The 21,988-nt window shown below is 67.4% G+C and carries 23 protein-coding genes; 12 read left to right on the top strand and 11 right to left on the bottom strand.

Going from position 1 to position 21,988, the window contains the following annotated elements; translation table 11 throughout:
- Positions 1-27 precede the first annotated feature (27 nt).
- Positions 28-852, bottom strand: a complete 825-nt coding sequence (gene pssA / locus AC07OY_RS04935) for a CDP-diacylglycerol--serine O-phosphatidyltransferase (protein WP_495041410.1) — start codon at positions 850-852, stop codon at positions 28-30.
- A 72-nt stretch (positions 853-924) separates the two neighbouring features.
- On the opposite strand from pssA, the gene AC07OY_RS04930 reads away from it, so the two are divergent.
- Positions 925-1,260 (top strand): NIPSNAP family protein, encoded by a 336-nt coding sequence (locus tag AC07OY_RS04930; protein ID WP_495041409.1) that lies wholly within the window; start codon positions 925-927, stop codon positions 1,258-1,260.
- Between the two features lie 45 nt (positions 1,261-1,305).
- On the opposite strand, the gene ilvC is transcribed toward AC07OY_RS04930, so the two are convergent.
- From ilvC to AC07OY_RS04915, 3 genes are all read right to left on the bottom strand, one after another.
- Complete coding sequence (gene ilvC, locus AC07OY_RS04925) at positions 1,306-2,322, bottom strand: ketol-acid reductoisomerase (RefSeq protein ID WP_495041408.1); 1,017 nt, start codon at positions 2,320-2,322, stop codon at positions 1,306-1,308.
- Between the two features lie 50 nt (positions 2,323-2,372).
- Positions 2,373-2,864: an acetolactate synthase small subunit gene (ilvN, locus tag AC07OY_RS04920; protein WP_310261914.1), complete on the bottom strand. Its 492-nt coding sequence runs from the start codon at positions 2,862-2,864 to the stop codon at positions 2,373-2,375.
- A 165-nt stretch (positions 2,865-3,029) separates the two neighbouring features.
- The gene (locus AC07OY_RS04915) at positions 3,030-4,817 is read right to left on the bottom strand and encodes an acetolactate synthase 3 catalytic subunit (RefSeq protein WP_495041407.1); all 1,788 of its coding nucleotides are present in this window, start codon (positions 4,815-4,817) and stop codon (positions 3,030-3,032) included.
- A gap of 229 nt (positions 4,818-5,046) precedes the next feature.
- On the opposite strand from AC07OY_RS04915, the gene AC07OY_RS04910 reads away from it, so the two are divergent.
- From AC07OY_RS04910 to AC07OY_RS04880, 7 genes are all read left to right on the top strand, one after another.
- A complete protein-coding gene (locus AC07OY_RS04910) occupies positions 5,047-5,613 on the top strand; it encodes an RNA polymerase sigma factor (protein ID WP_495041406.1) in 567 nt (188 codons plus the stop codon).
- Entirely contained in the window at positions 5,610-6,080 is a 471-nt protein-coding gene (locus AC07OY_RS04905; RefSeq protein ID WP_495041405.1) for a DUF3619 family protein, read from the top strand. The genes AC07OY_RS04910 and AC07OY_RS04905 overlap by 4 nt, the downstream gene beginning before the upstream one ends.
- A 181-nt stretch (positions 6,081-6,261) precedes the next feature.
- A complete protein-coding gene (locus AC07OY_RS04900) occupies positions 6,262-6,906 on the top strand; it encodes a DUF3106 domain-containing protein (protein WP_495041404.1) in 645 nt (214 codons plus the stop codon).
- Positions 6,903-7,406: an RDD family protein gene (locus AC07OY_RS04895; RefSeq protein ID WP_495041403.1), complete on the top strand. Its 504-nt coding sequence runs from the start codon at positions 6,903-6,905 to the stop codon at positions 7,404-7,406. The genes AC07OY_RS04900 and AC07OY_RS04895 overlap by 4 nt, the downstream gene beginning before the upstream one ends.
- The gene (locus tag AC07OY_RS04890) at positions 7,403-7,780 is read left to right on the top strand and encodes a diacylglycerol kinase (protein ID WP_495041402.1); all 378 of its coding nucleotides are present in this window, start codon (positions 7,403-7,405) and stop codon (positions 7,778-7,780) included. Before AC07OY_RS04895 ends, AC07OY_RS04890 begins: the two co-directional genes overlap by 4 nt.
- Before the next feature lie 18 nt (positions 7,781-7,798).
- Entirely contained in the window at positions 7,799-8,581 is a 783-nt protein-coding gene (locus tag AC07OY_RS04885) for an AraC family transcriptional regulator (protein ID WP_495041401.1), read from the top strand.
- Between the two features lie 65 nt (positions 8,582-8,646).
- Complete coding sequence (locus AC07OY_RS04880; RefSeq protein ID WP_495041400.1) at positions 8,647-9,258, top strand: LysE family translocator; 612 nt, start codon at positions 8,647-8,649, stop codon at positions 9,256-9,258.
- Here the strand turns inward: AC07OY_RS04880 and AC07OY_RS04875 are convergent.
- Complete coding sequence (locus AC07OY_RS04875) at positions 9,255-9,593, bottom strand: P-II family nitrogen regulator (protein WP_056198291.1); 339 nt, start codon at positions 9,591-9,593, stop codon at positions 9,255-9,257. The two genes, AC07OY_RS04880 and AC07OY_RS04875, sit on opposite strands and share 4 nt — an antisense overlap.
- A 33-nt stretch (positions 9,594-9,626) precedes the next feature.
- A complete protein-coding gene (locus tag AC07OY_RS04870) occupies positions 9,627-11,630 on the bottom strand; it encodes an NAD(+) synthase (RefSeq protein ID WP_495041399.1) in 2,004 nt (667 codons plus the stop codon).
- Between the two features lie 54 nt (positions 11,631-11,684).
- Here AC07OY_RS04870 and AC07OY_RS04865 point away from each other — a divergent pair, with 54 nt between their 5' ends.
- The gene (locus tag AC07OY_RS04865; protein WP_495041398.1) at positions 11,685-12,845 is read left to right on the top strand and encodes a GNAT family N-acetyltransferase; all 1,161 of its coding nucleotides are present in this window, start codon (positions 11,685-11,687) and stop codon (positions 12,843-12,845) included.
- Between the two features lie 18 nt (positions 12,846-12,863).
- On the opposite strand, the gene ppa is transcribed toward AC07OY_RS04865, so the two are convergent.
- The gene (ppa, locus tag AC07OY_RS04860; protein WP_495041397.1) at positions 12,864-13,394 is read right to left on the bottom strand and encodes an inorganic diphosphatase; all 531 of its coding nucleotides are present in this window, start codon (positions 13,392-13,394) and stop codon (positions 12,864-12,866) included.
- Between the two features lie 163 nt (positions 13,395-13,557).
- Here ppa and AC07OY_RS04855 point away from each other — a divergent pair, with 163 nt between their 5' ends.
- Both AC07OY_RS04855 and AC07OY_RS04850 read left to right on the top strand, forming a co-directional pair.
- Complete coding sequence (locus AC07OY_RS04855; RefSeq protein WP_495041396.1) at positions 13,558-15,720, top strand: sodium-translocating pyrophosphatase; 2,163 nt, start codon at positions 13,558-13,560, stop codon at positions 15,718-15,720.
- Positions 15,721-15,814: 94 nt separating this feature from the next.
- Positions 15,815-16,657, top strand: coding sequence for a hypothetical protein (locus AC07OY_RS04850; protein WP_495041395.1), 843 nt, complete (start codon positions 15,815-15,817; stop codon positions 16,655-16,657).
- Between the two features lie 16 nt (positions 16,658-16,673).
- Here AC07OY_RS04850 and AC07OY_RS04845 read toward each other — a convergent pair whose 3' ends face one another.
- Genes AC07OY_RS04845 through AC07OY_RS04835 form a run of 3 tightly spaced genes read right to left on the bottom strand, consistent with a single transcriptional unit; the run spans position 16,674 to position 20,413 of the window.
- Complete coding sequence (locus tag AC07OY_RS04845; protein ID WP_495041394.1) at positions 16,674-17,111, bottom strand: hypothetical protein; 438 nt, start codon at positions 17,109-17,111, stop codon at positions 16,674-16,676.
- Between the two features lie 45 nt (positions 17,112-17,156).
- Positions 17,157-19,856, bottom strand: a complete 2,700-nt coding sequence (locus tag AC07OY_RS04840) for a protein kinase domain-containing protein (RefSeq protein WP_495041393.1) — start codon at positions 19,854-19,856, stop codon at positions 17,157-17,159.
- 2 nt (positions 19,857-19,858) lie between these two features.
- A complete protein-coding gene (locus AC07OY_RS04835) occupies positions 19,859-20,413 on the bottom strand; it encodes an ECF-type sigma factor (protein ID WP_495041392.1) in 555 nt (184 codons plus the stop codon).
- A 223-nt stretch (positions 20,414-20,636) separates the two neighbouring features.
- On the opposite strand from AC07OY_RS04835, the gene AC07OY_RS04830 reads away from it, so the two are divergent.
- Positions 20,637-21,149: a diguanylate cyclase gene (locus tag AC07OY_RS04830; protein ID WP_495041391.1), complete on the top strand. Its 513-nt coding sequence runs from the start codon at positions 20,637-20,639 to the stop codon at positions 21,147-21,149.
- A gap of 87 nt (positions 21,150-21,236) precedes the next feature.
- Here AC07OY_RS04830 and AC07OY_RS04825 read toward each other — a convergent pair whose 3' ends face one another.
- Entirely contained in the window at positions 21,237-21,932 is a 696-nt protein-coding gene (locus tag AC07OY_RS04825; protein ID WP_495041977.1) for an ABC transporter ATP-binding protein, read from the bottom strand.
- Between the last annotated feature and the right edge of the window lie 56 nt (positions 21,933-21,988).

Raw genomic sequence — 21,988 nt, 5'->3', positions numbered from 1 at the left:
CATGGGTCTGGAATCTAGCACGAAAGCCTATTGATGCAAGCCACGTTCATCGGGCTCGTCCTTGCTCGTGGAGATCACGGAAACCGGCCTGCCCTTGGCCTTGCGCCAGCCATAGATGACATAGCCCGACAGGCCGTAAACGCAGAAGACACCGAAGAGAACGCGCGCCGGGTCGAGGGCCGCGAGGCCGATGCCGAGCATGATCACGACCAGCACGATGAAGGGCACGCTGCGCCGTCGGTCGAAGACTTTGAAGCTGTAGAAGGGCGCATTCGTCACCATCGAAAGGCCGGCGAACAGCGTCACGCCATAGGCCGCCCAGTGGATCCAGCTGCCAGGCGGCAGATGCGGGCTTTCGGCCCCGTCCACGACGGCCCAGATCAGGCCAATGACGATGGCCGCCGCAGCGGGACTGGGCAGGCCCTGGAAATAGCGCTTGTCGACGACGCCGATGTTGACGTTGAAGCGAGCCAGGCGCAGGGCTGCGCCGGCGATGTAGACGAAGGCCGGAATCCAGCCGGGCTTGCCCATGTCCTTCAAGGCCCACATATAGATGATGAGGGCCGGTGCGGCGCCAAAAGCGACCATGTCGGACAGGCTGTCCATCTGCTCGCCGAAGGCCGACTGGGTGTTGGTCATGCGCGCGACGCGGCCGTCCAGGCTGTCGAGGATGGCGGCGGCGAAGATGGCCACGCAGGCCACCTCGAAGCGGCCGTTCATGGCCATGACGATGGCGTAGAAGGCGCTGAAGAGCGCGCCCAGCGTGATCGCATTGGGCAGCGCATAAATGCCTTTGCGGCGGGGACGGACGGACGTGCTGGGCTCGTCGTCCTCGATGGGGTCAGGGGTCATAGGCCGGCAGGATAGCTGACAGATCCCGGCAAAAGACGCTCCTAGGATGGCCGAAAACGACAGGAGACCGTCATGAAACTCATCGAAGTCCGCAGCTACCGACTCAAGCCCGACTGCGCCGAACGCTTCGTCGCCGCCGTGCGCGTGACCCTGCCCCTGGTGCGCGCCAGCGGCATGGACGTCGTGGCCTTCGGCCGCTCGGACCATGAGGAGGAGAGCTTCTTCCTGATCCGCGCCTTCGACAGCCGCGAGCAGCTGGTGGCGCAGCAGGATGCCTTCTACGGCTCCGATGTCTGGCGAAAAGGCCCGCGCGAGGAGCTGGTGGGCTGCCTGGACACCTATCTGAACACCCTGCTGTGGCTGCCCGACGAAGCCGTCGAGGCGCTGCGGGCCAACCATCAGGCATGAAAAAAGGCCGGCGGATGCCGGCCTTCGTGTGCAAGCACAGCGTGCTCAGTTCTTCGCCTTGTCGACCAGCTTGTTGGCCTTGATCCAGGGCATCATTTCGCGCAGCTTCTCGCCGACTTGCTCGATGGGGTGCTCGGCGGTCAGGCGGCGGCGGCTGATCAGCGTCGGGGCGCCGGCCTTGTTCTCGAGGATGAAGGACTTGGCGTACTCGCCGGTCTGGATGTCCTTCAGGCACTGACGCATGGCGTTCTTGGTGTCCTCGGTGACGACGCGCGGACCGGTCACGTACTCGCCGTACTCGGCGTTGTTCGAGATCGAATAGTTCATGTTGGCGATGCCGCCTTCGTAGATCAGGTCCACGATGAGCTTGAGCTCATGCAGGCACTCGAAGTAGGCCATCTCGGGGGCGTAGCCGGCTTCCGTCAGCGTCTCGAAGCCCGCCTTGATCAGCTCGACGGCGCCGCCGCACAGCACAGCCTGCTCGCCGAACAGGTCGGTCTCGGTCTCTTCACGGAAGGAGGTCTGGATGATGCCGGCCTTGCCGCCGCCGTTGGCCGCGGCATAGCTCAGCGCCAGGTCACGCGCCTTGCCGGTCTTGTCGGCATAAATGGCGATCAGGTGGGGCACGCCGCCGCCTTGGCGGTAGGTGTTGCGAACCGTGTGGCCCGGGGCCTTGGGGGCAACCATCCAGACATCCAGGTCTTCACGCGGCTGCACCTGGCCGTAATGGACGTTGAAGCCGTGGGCGAAGGCCAGCGAAGCGCCTTGCTTGATGTTGGGTTCGACTTCCTTCGTGTAGACGTCGGCGATCTGCTCGTCGGGCAGCAGGATCATGACCACGTCGGCCGCCTTCACGGCCTCGGCGATCTCGGCGACCTTGAGGCCAGCGCCTTCGGCCTTGGACCACGACGCGCCGCCGCGACGCAGGGCGACGGTGACCTTGCAGCCGCTGTCGTTCAGGTTCTGCGCGTGGGCGTGGCCTTGTGAGCCGTAGCCGATGATGGTGACGTTCTTGCCCTTGATGAGGCTGAGATCGGCGTCCTTGTCGTAGTAGACGTTCATGATGGGTCGCTCCAGGAAAAAACTGTGAATGTGTGGGGTGTGAAGACGGATCAGACGCGCAGGATGCGCTCGCCGCGGCCGATGCCGCTGGCACCCGTCCGTACGGTTTCGAGGATGGACGCGCGGTCGATCGCGTCGATGAAGGCGTCGAGCTTGCTCGCGTCGCCGGTCAGCTCGATGGTGTAGGTCTTCTCGGTGACGTCGATGACGCGGCCGCGGAAGATGTCGGCGGTGCGCTTGATCTCCTCGCGCTCCTTGCCGACGGCGCGCACCTTGATGAGCATCAGCTCGCGCTCGGTGTAATTGCCCTCGGTCAGGTCGACGACCTTGACCACCTCGATGAGGCGGTTCAGATGCTTGGTGATCTGCTCGATGACTTCATCGGAGCCGGTGGTCACGATGGTCATGCGCGAGAGGGACGGGTCTTCCGTCGGCGCGACGGTCAGGCTCTCGATGTTGTAGCCACGGGCCGAGAACAGGGCCACGACGCGCGACAGCGCGCCCGGCTCGTTCTCGATGAGCAAAGCAATGATGTGTTTCATGGGTTCTTCGTCCTTCGCGCTCTTCAGTGCCGACGGCGGTAACCGCCGGACCTTGGCTGCGGGTTCGATTCAAAGAAAGGGACTGCCTTCGTCGGCTGCGCCCGTCATCCGCCGTGAGCCTCGACGTGCGCGGTAGCGCACGGCAAAACCCGCGGCTTCAGCCGATCACAAGTCTTCCGAGCCCAGCAGCATTTCCGAGATGCCCTTGCCCGCCTTGACCATGGGCCAGACGTTCTCGGTCGGATCGGTACGGATGTCGAGGAAGACCGTGCGGTCCTTCAGGCGCATCGCTTCCTTCAGCGCCGGCTCCACGTCCTGCGGACGCTCGACCAGGATGCCGACGTGGCCATAGGCCTCGGCCAGCTTCACGAAGTCGGGCAGCGCGTCCATGTAGCTGTGCGAGTAGCGGCCACCGTAGTCCAGTTGCTGCCACTGGCGCACCATGCCCAGGTAGCGGTTGTTCAGCGAGACGATCTTGACCGGCGTCTTGTACTGGAAGCAAGTCGACAGCTCCTGGATGCACATCTGGATGCTGCCCTCGCCGGTGATGCAGAAGACATCCGAGTCCGGCTTGGCCAGCTTGATGCCCATCGCATACGGCAGGCCCACGCCCATGGTGCCCAGCCCGCCGGAGTTGATCCAGCGGCGCGGCTCGTCGAACTTGTAGTATTGCGCGGCCCACATCTGGTGCTGGCCGACGTCCGACGTGATGTAGGTGTCGCGATCGCGGGTCAGCTGCCAGAGCTTGTCGACCACCATCTGCGGCTTGATGACTTCGTCCGAGCCCTTGAAGGCCAGACAGTCGCGGCCGCGCCATTCATTGATCTGGCTCCACCAGGCGTTGACGCTGTTGGCATCGGGCTTGGCCTGGGCTTCCTTCAGCTGGGCGATCAGCTCCTGCAGCACGTCCTTCACATCGCCCACGATGGGGATGTCGACGCGCACGCGCTTGGAGATCGACGAGGGGTCGATGTCCACGTGGATGATCTTGCGCTCGACCGAGCCGAAATGCTTGGGGTTGCCGATGACGCGGTCGTCGAAGCGCGCGCCCACGGCCAGCAGCACATCGCAGTGCTGCATGGTCATGTTGGCCTCATACGTGCCGTGCATGCCCAGCATGCCCAGGAAGCGCGGGTCGGTGCCGGGCATGGCGCCCAGGCCCATCAGCGTGTTCGTGCAGGGGAAACCCAGCATGTCCACGAGTTGACGCAGTTCCGCCGTCGCTTCACCCAGGATGACGCCGCCGCCCGTGTAGATATAGGGGCGCTTGGCTTGCAGCAGCAACTGCACGGCCTTGCGGATCTGGCCGCTGTGGCCCTTCTTGACCGGGTTGTAGGAGCGCATCTCGATGCGGTCCGGGTAGCTGAAGGTCGTCTTGGCCAGCGACACATCCTTGGGGATGTCCACCACGACCGGGCCGGGGCGACCGGTGCGGGCGATGTGGAAGGCCTTCTTCAGCGTCAGCGCAAGGTCGCGCACATCCTTTACCAGGAAGTTGTGCTTGACGATGGGGCGGGTGATGCCGACGGTGTCGCATTCCTGGAAGGCGTCCAGGCCGATGGCGGGCGTGGGGACCTGACCCGTGATGATCACCATCGGGATCGAGTCCATGTAGGCGGTGGCGATGCCGGTCACGGCATTCGTCACGCCCGGCCCCGACGTGACCAGCGCCACCCCGACTTCGCCGCTTGCGCGGGCAAAACCGTCGGCAGCATGGACGGCGGCCTGCTCATGGCGGACGAGCACGTGCTGGATGCTGTCCTGCTTGTAGAGGGCGTCGTAGATGTAGAGCACCGCGCCGCCGGGGTAACCCCAGAGATGGCGCACCCCTTCGGCCTGCAGGCAGCGAACGAGGATCTCGGAGCCGTTGAGCTCCGCGGTGGGGGAATTGGGGGATTGGGAATTCGGCTGCGCCAGGGCGGCGCGCTTGATATCCGCGGCAGACATGTCCATTTTTCGAACCTCTGTGAATTTCTCTAACGAAAAACCATTGGTGCCCCTCTTCTCGCCCTCGTGAGGCGGATTCGGAACCTGCGCGATCAACCGGTGGGGCCCCAGTCGGGCGGCCACGGTGAGAGCTTTACTCTTTGTGCGAAGCAGCATTATGCCGAGCAAAAACGCGTGAGCCTTCGTATCAGACGAATGCCATAATCCGCATTGCTATCCGGATACGATTTCCGCCTTGGCCACCGACAAAGAACTCAACGACTTCCTGCGCACCGTGGACCGTCGCGCCTTCAAGCGCACGGCCTATCTGGTTCGAGACGACGATTCCGCCCTGGACATCGTGCAGGACGCCATGATCAAGCTGGCCGAGAACTACTTCGACCGTCCCGCGGCCGAACTGCCCCTGCTCTTCCAGCGCATCCTGTCCAACGCGACGATGGACTACTTCCGTCGCCAGAAGACGCGCAAGGCGGTCATGACGAATATGTCTGACTTCGAGGGCGCCGATGCGGACGGCGATTTCGATCTGCTCGAGATCCTGGAAACCCAGGATGGCGCCATGGGAGCTCTGAGCGCCGCCGACGAAGTCAGCCGGGCGCAAATCTTGCAGTCCATCGATGCGGAAGTCCAGCAACTCCCAACGCGTCAACGCGAAGCCTTCCTGCTGCGTTACTGGGAGGAACTGGATGTTGCAGAGACCGCCTCTGTGATGGGTTGCTCGGAAGGCAGTGTCAAGACCCACTGCTCCCGGGCGGTTCATTCACTGGCGAAGTCGCTCAAGGCCAAGGGGATCACGTTATGAAGTCGCCGCAAAATTTCTCCGCCCTCCCTGCTGACCTCGACGCTCGCGTTACACGTTTCGGCCTGCGTGTTGCTGCCGGCCTGACCGAGCGCAATGCAGCCCTGCCGCATGACGTGTCCGAGCGCCTGCGCTTTGCCCGCGAACAGGCCATGGCCCGCGCCGCCCAGGCTCGCGCCGCGCGCACCGTGACGAGCACCGCCAGCCCCGAGGTGGTGCAAATGGGTTCGACGCTGGCCCTGAGCGGCGGCCCGCGCGGTGGCGAAGGCAGCGGCCTGTGGGCCAAATTGGTGTCTGCCCTGCCCTTGCTGGCGCTGTTGGCCGGCCTGCTGCTGATGCAACAAGGCCAGATCCATGAACAGATCGTCGCTGCCGCCGAGGTCGATACCGCGCTGCTCAGCGACAACCTGCCGCCCTCCGCCTTCAGCGACCCCGGCTTCGCCGAATTCCTGAGAGATGGTCAAGAATGACCGGATGCCCATGAGTCGAGCCGCGCGGACCGCTTCCGCCTCCCTCTGCCCCTTGATGGCCCTGCTGCTCGCCGCAGCGGGGTTTTCTGCTTTTGCGCAGGCGCAGGAAGCAGCCTCTGCGCCCGAATCGACCGCCGCAAGCGCCCCCGCAGCAGTGGCGCCCCGGCCCGCAACGCCGGTCATGCCCCCTGTTTCCGCCCTGGCCGCCGTGCCGACCTGGCAGGCGCTCACCCCCGCCCAGCGCGATCTGCTTGCGCCGTTGGCGAAGGATTGGGACAAATTGGGCCCCAACCAGCGCAGCAAATGGCTGAACGCGACGCCGCGGCTGGCCACGCTGCCGCCGGCGGAACTCGCCCGCCTGCACGAGCGCATGCGTGACTGGGCCCATCTGAGCCCGGGCGAGCGCGTGGACGCCCGCATCGGCTTCCAGGTCGCCAAGCAGGTGGACGCCGAGCAGCGCCAAGCCAAATGGGAGGCCTACCAGGCGCTGCCACCGGAGAAGCGTCAGGAGCTGACCGACAAGGCCACTGCACGCCGTCAGGCGCAGACCAAGGCTCCCACGCCGACGCACAAGCCGCTGGCGGCCGTACCCAAGTCCAATATCGTGCCGGCAGCGCCCAAGCTCGTCACGCCCATCCCGGTGACGGGCAGCCTGGTGCAGGCCAAACCCGGCGCCACGACAGTGCTGATCACGCGCGGGCTGACCCTGCCCGCCCACCATGCGGCGGGCCAGACCAAAGTCGTCGCCGATCCCGCCCTGGTGGATCCCAAGACGCTGCTGCCCAAATCGCTGAAGGCGCCGCCCGCGTCCGTGCCGCGGACATGACGGCAGGGGTGGACGAGAGCGCCGTGCCCCCGGGCCTGGCGCGGCGCTACGCAGCCCTGCTGTACGAAGGCGTGCTGCTGTTCGGCGTGCTGTTTTTCGCCTGCTTCCTCTATGTGGTCCTGACGCAGCAGAAGGATGCGCTGTTCGGGCTGCCAGGCTATCTGTTCGCGTTTGGCGTGCCGGCCCTCTATTTCGTCACGTTCTGGACGCGCTCGGGCCAGACACTGGCCCTGAAGACCTGGCATCTGCGCATCGTGGACGCCAACGGCCAGTTGCTCGGCGTGGGCAGGGCCCTTGCACGCTATGTGCTGAGCTGGCTGTGGGTGCTGCCCGGATTGAGCCTGTGGCTGCTGGGCGTGAAGGGCTGGTGGCTGGCCGCGGGCCTGCTGGCCTGGATACTGGTCTACGGCCAGCTGGCGCGCCTGCTTCCGCGGCGACAATTCCTGCACGATGCGATCTGCGGCTCGCGCGTCATCACCCAACTTCCTGCGCGCACATGAGCAACCCGCACAAGGGCCGGACCGGCCTGGACCGCATCATCCATGCTGCCGGCTATTCCTGGGCCGGCCTCAAGGCGGCCTACACCGGCGAAAGCGCCTTCCGCCAGGAGACCTGGCTGTGCATCGTCGCGGCGCCGCTGGCGTTCTGGCTGGCCAGGACCTGGGAACAGGCGGCCTTGCTGCTGGGCTCCCTGCTGCTGCTGCTCATCGTTGAGCTGCTGAATTCCGCCATCGAGGCCGTCGTCGACCGGGTGTCCTTCGAGCGACATGAGCTTTCCAAGCGCGCCAAGGACATCGCCAGCGCCGCCGTGCTGATGGCCCTATTGCTGGCCGCCGGCATCTGGGGCTCGGCCATCTGGCAGCATCTGCGCTGACCTGCGACAGTCGGGCCCATGAAGGCCCGCGATTTCACGCTGATCCCCTGCCCGGTCGAGGGCATGAACGTGGTCGTGGCCGACTCCGCGCTGTCCTTCGGCCGTCACACCCATGACGAGTTCGGCATCGGCCTCATCGAGCGTGGTGCGCAGAAGTCAGCAAGCGGCTGCGGCGTTGTGGAGGCCGGAGCGGGGGACCTGATCACGGTCAACCCCGGCGAAGTGCATGACGGCAAGCCCTTTGACGCCAGTGGACGGCGCTGGCGGATGCTGTATGTCGACCCGGCCCGGCTGCATGAGGCGGCAGCGGACATCACGCCGGGCGCATCCTTCGAGTTCCGGGCCCCCGTCATCCGCGATGCCCTGCTGGCGGCGCGCTTTCGCGAGCTGTTCGACGCCGCGACGGCCGACGATGCCCTGCAATCCGACACCGCGCTGCTGGCGCTGGCGGCCCGGCTGCTGAGGCCGGCCAACGCCGAGCGGCCCGCCGTGGTTGCCGGCGTCGTCGCGGCACGCGAGCGCATCAACGACGATCCCGCGAGTGGTCAGACGCTGGCCGATCTGGCGGCCGGCGCGGGCCTGAGCCGCTACCAGTTTCTGCGCGCCTTCACCCGCCTCACCGGCCTGCCGCCCCACGCCTATCTGCTGCAGCGCCGCGTGCAGCATGCGCGTGGCCTTGTGAGGGGCGGCATGGCCCTGGCAGACGCCGCGACCGTCAGCGGCTTTGCGGACCAGAGCCACATGACGCGCTGCTTCGTCCGCAGCTTCGGGCTGACGCCTGGCTCATTCGCGCAGCGCTGAAATTTCGTTCAAGACGGGCCCACAGCCTCGGCCCCAGCATTGCGCCCATTCCCAGGAGCGCCTGCATGAACCTCGAATTCCTGACCGTTTCCCTGCTCGTCGTTGCCTCGCCCGGCACAGGCGCGGCCGTGACCATCGCCACCGGCCTGTCGCGCGGCGCGCGCACGGCCGCCGTTGCGGCCCTCGGCTGCACGCTGGGCATCGTGCCCCACATGCTGGCGGCCGTGACCGGCCTGGCCGCGCTGCTGCACGCCAGCGCCCTGGCCTTCGAGACGGTGAAATTCGCCGGTGTCGCCTACCTGCTCTATCTGGCGTGGATGACCTGGCGCGAGCGCGGCGTCATGCAGATCGAGGCCGATGGCGCGCAGCGCTCGGACTGGCAGGTCATCCGGCACGCCGTGCTGGTGAACCTGCTCAACCCCAAGCTGTCGATGTTCTTCCTGGCCTTCCTGCCGCAGTTCATCGCCAAGGACGACCCGGCGCCGACGGCGACCATGCTGCAACTCTCGGCCATCTTCATGGCCATGACCTTCGCGGTGTTTGCCGTCTACGGCGCCTTTGCGGCGCGCATGCGCGAGCATGTGCTCGGCAGCCCGACGGCCATGGCCTGGCTGAGGCGCAGCTTTGCGGCCACCTTCGTGGCCCTCAGTGCGAAGCTCGCACTGACCCAGCGTTAAACAGCGGCCTCGTCGGTCTCGCCGGTGCGGATGCGCACGACCTGCTCGACCGGCAGCACGAAGATCTTGCCGTCGCCGATCTTGCCGGTCTTGGCCGCCTTCAGGATGGCGTCGATGCAGCGATCAACCTCGTCGTCCTTCACGACCACCTCGACCTTGACCTTGGGCAGGAAGTCGACGACGTACTCGGCGCCACGGTAGAGCTCGGTGTGGCCCTTCTGGCGGCCAAAGCCCTTGACCTCGGTGACCGTCAGGCCTGAGGCGCCCACCTCGGCCAGCGCCTCGCGGACCTCGTCGAGCTTGAAGGGTTTGATGATGGCGGTGATCTGCTTCATGGGGCGCGGCTCCTGATTTCGTCTGTTGACGATTTAAGCACGTTCATCCGGGATCCGGTCCACGTCGGCGAGCCAGACAACAGCTTCGGAATCACTGGGCGCGCGCCAGTCACCACGCGGCGACAGCGAGCCGCCGCTGCCCACCTTGGGCGCGTTCGGAACGCAGCTGCGTTTGAATTGGCTGCCCTTGAAAAAGCGCTGCACAAAGATGCGCAGCACGCGCTTGATCTCGGCCAGCGCGTAGACCTCGCTCCAGGCATGGCGCGCCAGGAAGGCGATCTTGGTCGGCGTGTAGCCGTGGCGCAGCGTGTAGAACAGGTTGAAATCCTGCAGCGCATAGGCGCCCACGGTCGCTTCCGTGCTCTGCAGGCTGCCGGGCACCAGTTCGGGGCTGATCTCGGTGCCGAGGATATCCAGCAGCACCTGGGCGTCGGTGCCGGCACCGAGTTGCCCCGTCTCGGCGACCCAGCGCACCAGGTGCTGGATCAGCGTCTTGGGCACGCTGGCGTTGACGTTGTAGTGCGACATGTGGTCGCCCACGCCGTAGGTGCACCAGCCCAGGGCCAGCTCGGACAGATCCCCCGTGCCCAGCACCAGGCCGCCGCTCAGGTTGGCCAGACGGAAGAGATGGCTGGTGCGCTCACCGGCCTGCACGTTCTCGAAGGTGATGTCATAGACCGGCTTGTCATCGCGATGCGGGTGGCCGATGTCCTGCAGCATCTGCGCGCAACTCGGCCGGATGTCGATCTCGCGCGCCTCGCAGCCCACGGCCGCCATCAGGCGCAGGGCCTGCTCGCGCGTGCGCTCGCCCGTGGCGAAGCCCGGCATGGTCACGCCGATGATGTTGGTACGCGGCAGGCCCAGGGCATCCATCGCGCGCGCGGCCACCAGCAAGGCATGCGTGGAATCCAGCCCACCCGAGATGCCGACGACGAGCTTCTTGATGCCACTCGAAGCCAGGCGCTGGGTCAGGCCCTGGACCTGGATGTTGTAGACCTCCTGGCAGCGCTCGTCGCGACGGCTGTGGTCTGCCGGCACATACGGGTAGCGCTCGACGCGGCGGCGCAGGGCCAGCGCCTGGTCGCGCTCAAGCTCCAGCTTGAAGTGGACCTGCCGGAAGGCGCCCACCTGCGCCGCATGCAGGCGCACCGAATCGCCAAAGCTGGTCTGCCGCATGCGTTCGCGGGCCAGGCGCTCCAGGTCCACGTCGGCCGTCACGAGCTGCGAGCCGCGCAGGAAGCGCTCGGACTCGACGAGCAACTCGCCGTTCTCGCAGACCAGGGCCTGGCCGTCCCAGGCCAGGTCGGTCGTCGACTCACCGGCGCCGGCCGACGAATAGACATAGGCCGCCAGGCAGCGCGCCGACTGCTGAGACACCAGCTGGCGCCGGTAGGCCGCCTTGCCGATGACGACGTTGGACGCCGACAGGTTGACCAGCACGGTGGCGCCGGCCAGGGCCGCGAAAGAGGACGGCGGGATCGGCGTCCACACGTCTTCGCAGATCTCCACATGCAGGCGCAGCAGGGGCAGGTCCTCGGCCGCGAAGATCTGCCGGCTGCCAAAGGGCACCTGCTGACCCAGCAGCGTCACGCTGTCGGCCGTGGCCTCCTCGCCCGAGCAGAACTGGCGCGCCTCGTAGAACTCGCCGTAGTTGGGCAGAAAGGTCTTGGGCACCACGCCGAGGATGCGGCCGCGCAGCAGCACGACGGCGCAGTTGAACAGGCGCTGCTCGACGCGCAGCGGCATGCCGACGATGGCCACGAGAGGCAGCTGTGTCGTCGCCGCCAACACGTCGGCCAGGGCCGCCTCGCAGCCGTCGAGCAGGGCGCGCTGGTGAAAGAGATCGTCGCAGCTGTAGGCCGACAGGCCCAGCTCGGGAAAGGCGATGACGGCCACGCCCTCAGCCGCGGCCTCCTTCAGCAGGGCGATCGTCTGCCCGGCGTTGAAGGCGGGATCGGCCACGCGGCACTGGGGCACGCCCACGGCGACGCGGGCAAAGTCATGGCTGTAGAGGTTGTCGAAACGCATGGGCGGCATCAGCAAAACCCCAGTCTAGTGCGGCGTTCCGCGGCTGCATTCCAATAGGCCGCCATGCCCACCCTCCGCGTCCACCATTCGCCTGCCGATCTCCCCCGTGACGCCTGGAATCGCCTGCTCGCCGCGTCGCCGCGGCCCACGCCCTTCATGCGCCACGAATATCTGCAGGCCCTGCATGACTCGGGCTCTGCCGTGGCCAAGACGGGCTGGGAACCCAGCTTTCTGGGCGTGTGGGAAGACGAGCAGTTGATCGCCGCCTGTCCCGCCTGGCTGAAGGCGCACAGCTATGGCGAATACGTGTTCGACTGGGCCTGGGCCGAGGCCTATCACCGCCATGGGCTGAGCTACTACCCCAAGCTGCTCGTCGCCGTGCCCTTCACGCCGGTGCCGGGCAGCCGGCTGCTTGCGGTGGACGATGAAGCTCGAGCCCTGCTGGCTCAGGCACTGCGGGCGCTGGCGAAGGAGACGCAGGCCTCGTCCCTGCATGTGCTGTTTGGCGATGAGGCCGACCAGGCGGCGCTGGCCGCTGCAGGCTGCATGGCCCGGGCCGGCGTGCAATTCCACTGGATGGCCGAGGGCGATGCCGATTTCGCAGGTTTCCTGGCAAGGCTGCATCGGGACAAGCGCAAGAAGATCCAGCAGGAGCAACGCCGCGTGCGCGAGGCTGGCGTCGTTTTCAAGGCCGCGACCGGCGCCGACTTGACGGCAGAGGACTGGGACTTCTTCTACCGCTGCTACCAGCAGACCTACCGCGAGCACCACAGCAAGCCCTATCTGAGCCGCGACTTCTTCGCCCGCATGGCCGGCGACATGCCACAGAACTGGGTGATGTTCACGGCCCGTCGTGGCGGCGAACGGGTCGCGGTCTCATTGGTTGCACTGGACCCCGAGCGCCGCGCCGCCTTCGGCCGCTACTGGGGCGCCATCGAGCACATCCCCAACCTGCACTTCGACGCCTGCTACTACCAGCCTCTGGCCTGGTGCATCGCCCACGGCTACGACCGCTTCGAGGGCGGCGCCCAGGGCGAGCACAAGATGGCTCGCGGCCTGATGCCCACGCCGACGGCCTCCAGCCACTGGCTGGCTCACCCGTCATTCGCTGATGCGGTCAACGACTTCCTGGCCCGCGAGGGCGAGGCCATGTCGGGCTATATCGACGAACTGGGCGAACACGCCCCCTTCAAAAAACAAAACGCCGCGGATGCGGCGTCTTGAGCGAAGCGAAAAACCGGATCAGGCCTTGGCGTAATTGGCCATGCCGTCGGTGATTTCCTTCTTGGCGGCGTCCGGGCCTTCCCAGCCCTTGACCTTGACCCACTTGCCCTTCTCCAGGTCCTTGTAGTGCTCGAAGAAGTGCTGGATGGCGGCCAGGCGGGCCGGGTTCACGTCCTCGATCTTCTGCCAGTGGTCGTACATGGGCAGGATCTTGCTGGTGGGCACGGCCAGCAGCTTGGCGTCGCCGCCGGCTTCGTCGTCCATCATCAGCACGCCCAGGGGGCGGCAGGTCACGACGACGCCAGGCGTCAGCGCGAAGGGGGTGATGACCAGCACGTCCACCGGGTCGCCGTCATCCGCCAGCGTCCTGGGGATGTACCCGTAGTTGCACGGGTAGTACATAGGCGTCGTCAGGAAGCGGTCGACGAAGATCGCGCCGCTCTCCTTGTCCACCTCGTACTTGATCGGGTCGGCATTCATCGGGATCTCGATGATGACGTTGAACTCGTCAGGCACCTTGGCGCCGGGGGTCACGTTGTGCAGGCTCATGGTCGTCTTTTATTGGCTAAGGAAAACCCGCATTCTAGGTTTCCCGTACTGCACTGGTAAACGTGCAATCCGACCGTCAAACCCGGCCCTTAAGCTCGGCCGCCGAGCCCAGGCATACCCTGCCCCCGGGCCACAGATGACACGCTAAACAGGAGACTCGTACATGTCGACGGAAATGGCGCTGTATTTCGCGCTGGCTTGCGGCCTCGCGGCCGTTCTTTATGGCTTCATCCAAAGAAGCTGGATCCTGAGTCAGGATGCGGGCAATCCCCGCATGCAGGAGATCGCCACGGCGATCCAGCAAGGGGCCGCCGCCTATCTGGGCAGGCAATACCGCACCATCGGCATCGTCGGCGTCGTGCTGGCCATCGCCATCGCGGTGGTGCCGGGTCTGGGCACGACGACGGCCATCGGCTTCGTCATCGGCGCGGTGCTGTCCGGCATCTGCGGCTTCATCGGCATGAACATCTCGGTGCGCGCCAATGTGCGCACCGCACAGGCGGCCACCAAGGGCATCGGCCCGGCGCTGGACGTGGCCTTCAAGGGCGGCGCCATCACCGGCATGCTGGTGGTGGGCCTGGGCCTGCTGGGCGTGGGCGGCTTCTACCTCGCCATCGGCGGCGGGCATGACAGCGCGGCCCTCAAGCCCATGCTGGGCCTGGCCTTCGGCTCGTCCCTGATCTCCATCTTCGCCCGCCTCGGCGGCGGCATCTTCACCAAGGGCGCCGACGTCGGCGCCGACCTGGTCGGCAAGGTCGAGGCCGGCATTCCGGAAGACGACCCCCGCAACCCGGCCGTCATTGCCGACAACGTCGGCGACAACGTCGGCGACTGCGCCGGCATGGCCGCCGACCTGTTCGAGACCTACGCCGTCACGCTGATCGCCGCCATGGCACTGAGCGCCCTGATGGTCACGGGCTCGAGCGCGCTGGCCGGTGTGGTCTACCCGCTGGCCCTGGGCGGCGTTTCCATCATCGCCTCCATCATCGGCTGCTACTTCGTCAAGGCCAGCCCCGGCATGAAGAACGTGATGCCGGCTCTGTACAAAGGCCTGATCGTGGCCGGCGTGCTGAGCCTGATCGCCTTCTTCTTCGTCACCAAGGCGATGTTCCCCGGCACCATCGAGCTGACCGGCGGCGGCACGACCAACGCGATGGCCCTGTTCGGCGCCTGCACCGTCGGCCTCGTGCTGACGGCCGCGATGGTCTGGATCACCGAGTACTACACCGGCACCCAGTACCACCCGGTACAGCACGTGGCGCAAGCCTCGACGACCGGCCACGGCACCAACGTCATCGCCGGCCTGGGCGTGTCGATGAAGTCCACCGCCTGGCCGGTGCTCTTCGTCTGCGCGGCCATCTACGCCGCCCATGCGCTGGCGGGCCTGTACGGCATCGCGGTGGCCGCCACCTCCATGCTGAGCATGGCCGGCATCATCGTGGCCCTGGACGCCTACGGCCCCATCACCGACAACGCCGGCGGCATTGCCGAGATGGCCGAGCTCCCTGCTTCGGTGCGTGATGTCACCGACCCGCTGGACGCCGTGGGCAACACCACCAAGGCCGTCACCAAGGGCTATGCCATCGGCTCCGCCGGCCTGGCCGCCCTGGTGCTGTTCGCCGACTACACGCACGCGCTGGAAGCGCGCGGCATGCATGTCGCGTTCGACCTGTCCGACCACAAGGTCATCCTGGGCCTCTTCATCGGCGGCCTGATCCCCTATCTGTTCGGCGCCATGGCCATGGAAGCCGTCGGACGCGCCGCCGGTGCCGTCGTCGTCGAGGTGCGCAAGCAGTTCGCCGACGGCGCCATCATGGCTGGCCAGCGCAAGCCCGACTACAGCGCCGCGGTCGACATGCTGACCACGGCCGCGATCAAGGAAATGATCGTGCCGTCGCTGCTGCCCGTGGCCGCTCCCATCATCGTCGGCATGACGCTGGGCCCCGCTGCCCTCGGCGGCCTGCTGATGGGCACCATCGTGACCGGCCTCTTCGTCGGCATCTCGATGTGCACCGGCGGCGGCGCGTGGGACAACGCCAAGAAGCTGATCGAGGAAGGCTTCAAGGACGACAAGGGCGTGGAGCACCGCAAGGGCGGCGAAGCGCACAAGGCCGCCGTCACCGGCGACACCGTGGGCGACCCCTACAAGGACACCGCCGGCCCGGCCGTCAACCCGCTGATCAAGATCATCAACATCGTGGCCCTGCTCATCGTGCCCCTGCTGCCCCTGCCAGCCGGCAGCAAGGCGCCCGAGGCGGCCCCGGCCGTCGTTGCGGCGCCGGCCGCCAGCGCGGCGGAATTGCCTGCCTCGGCGGCATCGCAGTAAATCTCTCGTAAATACCGTGTTCAACGGCCCGAGAAATCAGTTTCTCGGGCCGTTTCCACTTCCGGGCACGGCAAAATCGCCACCCATGGCGAGCATGGCGATCACGAGGCACGAACTGACGCGGCGACGCGAGCAGTTGCAGGACTTGCAGCGTTATCTCGCGGTGCTGGAGGCCGACCACGACGGCTCGCGGGCTAAGCTGCTGGGCTTCCGGCTGCGCTACCTCGAAGCGTTAGGCCCGCTGATGCGCGAGCTCGATGAGCTCGAGGCCCAGCTCCACCAGGCCACCGCCCTGCTGTCCGAGGCGCTCAAGCGCCAGGGCGTGGAGGCCCCCATGCCGGCGACACCGGCCGCCAAGGGCTGGCCCGACATCCCCGCCCTGCCCGACGCGACACCGCTTCCGCCCGAGCCCACCGGTCCGACCATGGACCTGCCGCCGCCCAGCCTGAAGACGCTGTACCGGCGCGCCGCCATGCGCTTCCACCCCGACCTGGCGCCCTCGGGCCCGGAGCGCGAGGTCTGCGAGCAGCGCATGATGGTCGTCAACGAGGCTTATGCGAACAGCGATCGCGCCCGGCTGGAAGGCCTGCTGCTGGCCGCCGGCGAGGCGCCCGAGAAGGTCATCGGCGGCCCGGCCGATGCCGTGCGCGCCTGGCTGGGACTGTGCGAGCACATGGTGCAGGGCCGCATCCGCGTCGTGCAGGCCCAGACGGCCCTGCTGCACAACCTGCAGATGCACCAGCTGCGCATCGCCATCGAGCGCGCCGAGACCGGCGGCATGCGTCCGCTGGACATCATGGCCACGCGGCTGCGCGCCCAGATCGCGGAGCGCCGCCAGGAGCTCTACATCGGCGAGCGCGTCGGCAGCGATGCGAGCCTGGCGGCGGACTTCCTGCGCCGGCGCTATCAGCGCCTGACCGGGCTGGGCCTGGGCTGAGGCTGCGCCCCCTGCCTCAGGTCTGGTCGTTCTGCGTCTGCGGATCGGCGCTGGGATAGAAATTGACCATCTCGCCCGAGGCATTGACCTGCGCGAACAGCAGCACGACGCCACGCTTGTTGTAGGCGCCCTCTGACCACGGGATCACGACACCATCCCGCCAGACGCCATCCGTCTGGGCCCGCGTGGCCGGCAGGTAGTTGTAGGGGTTCATGGTCGGATCGTGGTCGACCGTCTTCACGGCCGCGCCGACGAGACGGAGCTTCTTGTTGTCGACCGTCGCCTCGACGAAATTGAGGGGCAGTTGGCCGTCCTGCCCGGTGGGGGTCGTCGTGGTGAGGACGGTACCCGGAGGCACGGTCTTGCCGGTGCCATCGACATACATGCATTTGGCCAATCCGCCGAGGGTGCTGGTGACGGTGACGGTGTAGGGGGGAACATAGGTCGTCGGCATGGGGGGCTTTCGGTGGGTGGGGGGGAAAGGAGCGGAAGGCGGCGGCTACAGCGTGCGCTGACTGTCCAGCCAAGCGCGGCCGGCCTGCCAGTCGGCTCGGTCGATCGCTTGGGGATCCAGGCATTGCTGCACGTCGAGCCAGCGCTGGGTCAATTCGGCATGCGCCTGCAGCCACCCAGTGCGAAGTTGCAACAGCTCCCGGGCCTGGCCGCAGGCTGCCTCCCGCGCGGGATCGGCCGCGGTCCGCAGGTTTGCTTTCAGCAGCTGCAGCCACACCGCCGCGTTCAAGGCTTCCAGCGACACGGGAGGCTTGGCCATCACGGCGGCCATGCGCTGCTCGACACGCGCGATGGCCTGGTCGCGCGCTTCGCAATCGGTGCGCGTGCAGGCGGGATGGGCCGCCAGATCCAGCAGACGCACGGATCGAGGCAGCCAGCTGTCCAGCGGCGCCTTGCCCGGCCGCAGGCCTTCCAGCTTCTGCAGCAACGCCAGGGCCTGCTGCGAGCGCGCAGCCGGCGGCATGCTCTGCCCTTGCGCCAGCAGGTTGGCGTCGACCTCCAGAGCCAGGAAGGCCCAGCCCACGTTGGCGGGATCACCCCGCCGCAGCTGATCTGCCGCCGCCTTGGCCTGGTCGAGCACGGCCGAGGCACTCTGGCCGGCCGCCAGCTGGGCGTCGCTCAGGTTCAACAGCAGCCCCACCTCGCGCTTCAGCCACTCGAGTTCCGCGGGGCGCCGCTGGCGCAGCGACTGGATGGGCGGCAGCGCGCGGTTGATGGCCTGGGCGGCACTCGCATGCCGGCCCGACAACTGCAGCAGCCGCCCCAGCCAGCTCACCGTGTCCGCCCAATCGCTCTGCAGGCCTGCATCGTCAGGGCGCTGCGCGAGCAAAGCCTCCTTGAGTGCCAGGGAATGCCGGAACGCCGCTTCCGCCCGCGGGAACTGTCCCTGCCTCAACCACAGGCTGCCCAGGCTGTTCTCGGCATAGGACAGCTCCAGCTGAGCGTCCGCGTCCTTGGCGTCGGCCTGCAGCCATTGCGCGCTGACGTCGCGGTAGCGGGCCCAATGCTGCTCCGCCTTGTCGAGTTCGCGCTGGCGGAAGAACACCTCGCCCTGCCAGAACGCCGCGGCGCCCTGGGCCTTGCGCCATGCAGCCGTCATGTCGGCAGTCGGCGGATCGCCCCGCAGCAGCTCGCTGGCCGATTCCAGCGGCTCCAGAGCACTCTCCAGCTCTCGCTTGGACACCCGCACCTCGCCGATCACCGTGAGGGCCTTGGCGCGCTGCAGACGGTCCGCCGGGCTCAGCGCGGCGCCGCCATCCAGCACCTTCAAGGCCTTGCCGCCCACGCTGTCCAGCAGCTCCAGGCGGCCGATGGGGCGCAGCTTGTCGGCAAACTCGCCCAGCATGAAGCTCAGCACGTCTTCGGCCTGCTGGCGGCGAGCCTGAGCCTGCTGTTCGGCCTGTTCCGCACGGCGGGCCTGCAACAGGCTGGTCGTCGTCAGGGCCAGCAGCGCACCGACAGCGAGGGTGCCGGCGGCCACGGCCACACGGTGGCGCCGCACGAAACGGCCCAGCACATAGAGCCGGCTGTCCGGCCGCGCGCGGATGGGCTCGTGGTCCAGCCAGCGCTGCAAGTCCTCGGCCAGGGCCTGGGCATTGGCATAGCGCTCGGCCGGCGTCTTCTTCAGCGCCTTGGCGACGATGGTGTCGAGGTCGCCGCGCAGGCGCCGGGCCTGGCCCGCGATGACCGTGTCGTCCTGGCTGGCCGCCACGTCCGACAGCCGCCTGGGCACCTGCTCGACGACGGCCTTGAGCCGGTCGAGCTGGGTCTGGGTATCGTCGGCCGTCGGGTGATGGCCACCCAGCAGCAGATAGAGCAGCACGCCCAGCGCATAGACGTCGGTGGCCGTCGTCACGTCGGCCTGCTGCACCTGCTCGGGTGCGGCGAACTGCGGCGTGAAGGCACTGCCGGCGCGCTGCGTCAGCTCCGTGGCGGCAGCACCTTCGCTCGCCTGGGTCGCATCGGCGAGCAGCTTGGCGATGCCGAAATCCAGCAGCTTCACCTCGCCCTCGGGCGTGACGAGGATGTTGCTGGGCTTGAGATCGCGGTGCAGGATCAACCGCGCATGGGCGTGGGCCACGGCGGCCAGCACGTCCAGGAAGAGGCGCACCCGGGCCTCGACATCGAGCTGCTGCTGGCGGCAATGGACGTCGATGGGCCGGCCGTCCACATACTCCAGCACCAGATAGGGCTGCTGGCCCTGGTGGACACCGGCATCCAGCAGGCGGGCGATATGCGGATGCGACAAGCGGGCCAGGATCTCGCCTTCGCGCGCGAAGCGGCCGGCATCCCCGCGCCCGAACAGGCCGGCCATCAGGAACTTGACCGCCACCTGGCCCTCGAAGCGGCCGTCGGCGCGGCGCGCCAGCCAGACCGTGCCCATGCCGCCCTGCCCCAGCTGGCGCTCCAGCAGATAGGGGCCGATGGACTGGCCGGCGAGGTCGGGGGGCGCCGACACGCCGTCGGGCATGGACGCCAGCGCGTCCTGCCACTGGGCGACCACGGGCTCGCTCAGGAATCCCTGGCTCTGCAGTTCCCGCGCCCGCGCCAGCATGCGCCCCAGATGCTCGGCCGCCTCGGGATCCTCGGTGCGCAGTCGGCTCAGGCGCTCTTCGCGCCCGGCGTGCGACAGGTCCAGCAGTTCGTCCAGCAGAGGGCTCAGCGCGAGCCAGCGTTGCTTGTCCATGATCAGCCCGCCAGGCTCATGGACAGGAAGAGGCGGGCCTTCTGCCAGTCGCGCTGCACGGTGCGCTCCGTCACGCCCAGGGCTTCGGCGATCTCGGGCTCGCGCAGACCGGCGAAATAGCGCATCTCGACGACTTGGGCCAGGCGGGGCTCGATCTGGGCCAGTTCGTCCAGGGCCTCGTGCACGCGCAGCACGTCGGCGTCGCCCTGGGGCAGCTGGTCGGCCAGGGCCGTGTCCAGCGTCAGATGAGCCTCGCCGCCGCCACGCCGCTCGGCCCGCCGGGCGCGCACCAGGTCGACGACCACCGAGCGCATGGCCTGGGCGGCATAGGCCAGGAAGTGGCGCCGGTCGGGAAAGGCCGCGCCTTCAGCACCGGCCACGCGTAGCCAGGCCTCGTGCACCAGGGCCGTGGTGTCCAGCAGCGTCAGATGACCCGCGTCGCGCACATGCCGGCGCGCCAGGCGCTGCAGGTCGGCATAGAGCTGGGCCACCACCTGGTCGGCGGCGGCGCGGTCGCCCGAGCGGGCTGCCTGCAGCAATTGGGTGATGGCTTGCACGGGCCGGACTCTAACGGCTGGTAACACCGCATCGGCGGCTGCGGGCGCGGCGGCGATCCGCGGCCCGCAATTTTTTTTTCACGGCGATGTCGGGTTTGCCGGCCGGCCAGCGTTTAGGTGGAGGAGGAGCAAGGGTCAAGGCAGGCCAGGGAGCCGGCACAAGCCGGGGCCGCCCGGCCCTTGCGCCTCATCTCGCCGTGTGCCATTCAACCCCATTGATGCCATGTCCCAAGCTCCCCAGCTCGTCAACAACCTCCCCGCAGTCGAGCGTGCCGGCAGCTTCACGCAGCTGCCGCAGGTCGACTCCGCCGCCGCCTTCGGGCTGAGGGTTTCGCGCCAGTTCGCGCAATGCCGCCGAAAGGGGGAGGAGCTGGCCCTGCTCTGGCTGGAGATCGATCTGCTGGCGCTGCCTGGCTGCGGCTTGAGCCCCGCGGACAGCGACAACCTGATCCAGACCGTGAGCCTGCGCCTGCGCAACCGCGTGCGCGGCGCCGACGAGGTCGTGCACATGGGCGGCCCGTGTTTTGCGGTGCTGCTGGTGGCGGCCGGGACAGCGGCAGCGGGGCTGGTCGAGCAGCGGCTGCGCCAGGCCCTGCGCGGTGCCTACGGCGTCGATGGCCGGCTGATGCAGGTGGGGGTGCGCCTGGGCACCGCGGTCTACCCCGAAGCCGGGCGCAATGGCGCCGAGCTGGTGGAGGCGGCAAGAGGGAATCTGCCGGACGCTGGCGACGACTGAGCGTCTGGCTCTATGCCAAGCCGCTGGCAGGCGTCTTGGCGTTCGATGGGCGTCGGACAGCGCGCAGGCGCTGTCCTCGGTCCCATCTCACACCTCCAGCCACTCCTTGCGGATGTAGGCGTTGGCGCGCAGGTCGGCCGGCGAGCCCTCGAAGACGATGCGGCCGTGGCCCATCACATAGCAGCGCTCGGAGATCTCCATCGCGATGGCCAGCTTCTGCTCGACCAGCAGCACCGCGATGCCGCGGTTCTTGAGCTCCTTCAGGTACTCGGCCACCAGCTCGACGATCTTGGGCGCCAGGCCCTCGGTGGGCTCGTCGATCATGATGAGATCGGGGTCGCCCATCAGCGTGCGGCACAGCGTCAGCATCTGCTGCTCGCCGCCCGACAGCACGCCGGCCTCGGTGTGCTGGCGCTCGCGCAGCCGCGGGAACATCTTGTACATGTCCTCGAAGCTCCAGCGCGGGTTCTTGTTCTTCGTCTTCTCGCCCAGCATCAGGTTCTGGTGCACCGTCAGCTTGGGGAAGATGTCGCGGTTCTCGGGCACATAGCCCAGGCCCATGTGGGCGATCTCGTAGGCCTCGCGGCCGACCAGCTCCTGATCGCCCCAGCGCACCGAGCCCTTGGCGTCGACCTGGCCCATGATGGTCTTGACGGTGGTCGAGCGGCCGGCGCCGTTGCGGCCCAACAAACTCACGATCTCGCCCGGCTTCACTTCCATGCTGACGCCGTGCAGCACATGGCTTTTGCCGTAGAAGGCATGGACGTTGTCCAGCTTGAGGATTCTTCCATTCATATTTGCCCCTCGCCTTGCGAGTACGCCAGGCGGTCCCCCAGGGG

Source organism: Roseateles sp. GW821-FHT09H10, assembly GCF_059415865.1.
This window is presented reverse-complemented; position numbering and strand designations above follow the sequence as displayed.

What these genes read in the sequence shown, in the direction of transcription:
- pssA (WP_495041410.1), bottom strand. Translation starts at nt 852, where the DNA reads ATGACCCCTGACCCCATCGAGGACGACGAGCCCAGCACGTCCGTCCGT.
- AC07OY_RS04930 (WP_495041409.1), top strand. Translation starts at nt 925, where the DNA reads ATGAAACTCATCGAAGTCCGCAGCTACCGACTCAAGCCCGACTGCGCC.
- ilvC (WP_495041408.1), bottom strand. Translation starts at nt 2,322, where the DNA reads ATGAACGTCTACTACGACAAGGACGCCGATCTCAGCCTCATCAAGGGC.
- ilvN (WP_310261914.1), bottom strand. Translation starts at nt 2,864, where the DNA reads ATGAAACACATCATTGCTTTGCTCATCGAGAACGAGCCGGGCGCGCTG.
- AC07OY_RS04915 (WP_495041407.1), bottom strand. Translation starts at nt 4,817, where the DNA reads ATGGACATGTCTGCCGCGGATATCAAGCGCGCCGCCCTGGCGCAGCCG.
- AC07OY_RS04905 (WP_495041405.1), top strand. Translation starts at nt 5,610, where the DNA reads ATGAAGTCGCCGCAAAATTTCTCCGCCCTCCCTGCTGACCTCGACGCT.
- AC07OY_RS04900 (WP_495041404.1), top strand. Translation starts at nt 6,262, where the DNA reads ATGCCCCCTGTTTCCGCCCTGGCCGCCGTGCCGACCTGGCAGGCGCTC.
- AC07OY_RS04895 (WP_495041403.1), top strand. Translation starts at nt 6,903, where the DNA reads ATGACGGCAGGGGTGGACGAGAGCGCCGTGCCCCCGGGCCTGGCGCGG.
- AC07OY_RS04890 (WP_495041402.1), top strand. Translation starts at nt 7,403, where the DNA reads ATGAGCAACCCGCACAAGGGCCGGACCGGCCTGGACCGCATCATCCAT.
- AC07OY_RS04885 (WP_495041401.1), top strand. Translation starts at nt 7,799, where the DNA reads ATGAAGGCCCGCGATTTCACGCTGATCCCCTGCCCGGTCGAGGGCATG.
- AC07OY_RS04880 (WP_495041400.1), top strand. Translation starts at nt 8,647, where the DNA reads ATGAACCTCGAATTCCTGACCGTTTCCCTGCTCGTCGTTGCCTCGCCC.
- AC07OY_RS04875 (WP_056198291.1), bottom strand. Translation starts at nt 9,593, where the DNA reads ATGAAGCAGATCACCGCCATCATCAAACCCTTCAAGCTCGACGAGGTC.
- AC07OY_RS04870 (WP_495041399.1), bottom strand. Translation starts at nt 11,630, where the DNA reads ATGCCGCCCATGCGTTTCGACAACCTCTACAGCCATGACTTTGCCCGC.
- AC07OY_RS04865 (WP_495041398.1), top strand. Translation starts at nt 11,685, where the DNA reads ATGCCCACCCTCCGCGTCCACCATTCGCCTGCCGATCTCCCCCGTGAC.
- ppa (WP_495041397.1), bottom strand. Translation starts at nt 13,394, where the DNA reads ATGAGCCTGCACAACGTGACCCCCGGCGCCAAGGTGCCTGACGAGTTC.
- AC07OY_RS04855 (WP_495041396.1), top strand. Translation starts at nt 13,558, where the DNA reads ATGTCGACGGAAATGGCGCTGTATTTCGCGCTGGCTTGCGGCCTCGCG.
- AC07OY_RS04850 (WP_495041395.1), top strand. Translation starts at nt 15,815, where the DNA reads ATGGCGATCACGAGGCACGAACTGACGCGGCGACGCGAGCAGTTGCAG.
- AC07OY_RS04845 (WP_495041394.1), bottom strand. Translation starts at nt 17,111, where the DNA reads ATGCCGACGACCTATGTTCCCCCCTACACCGTCACCGTCACCAGCACC.
- AC07OY_RS04840 (WP_495041393.1), bottom strand. Translation starts at nt 19,856, where the DNA reads ATGGACAAGCAACGCTGGCTCGCGCTGAGCCCTCTGCTGGACGAACTG.
- AC07OY_RS04830 (WP_495041391.1), top strand. Translation starts at nt 20,637, where the DNA reads ATGTCCCAAGCTCCCCAGCTCGTCAACAACCTCCCCGCAGTCGAGCGT.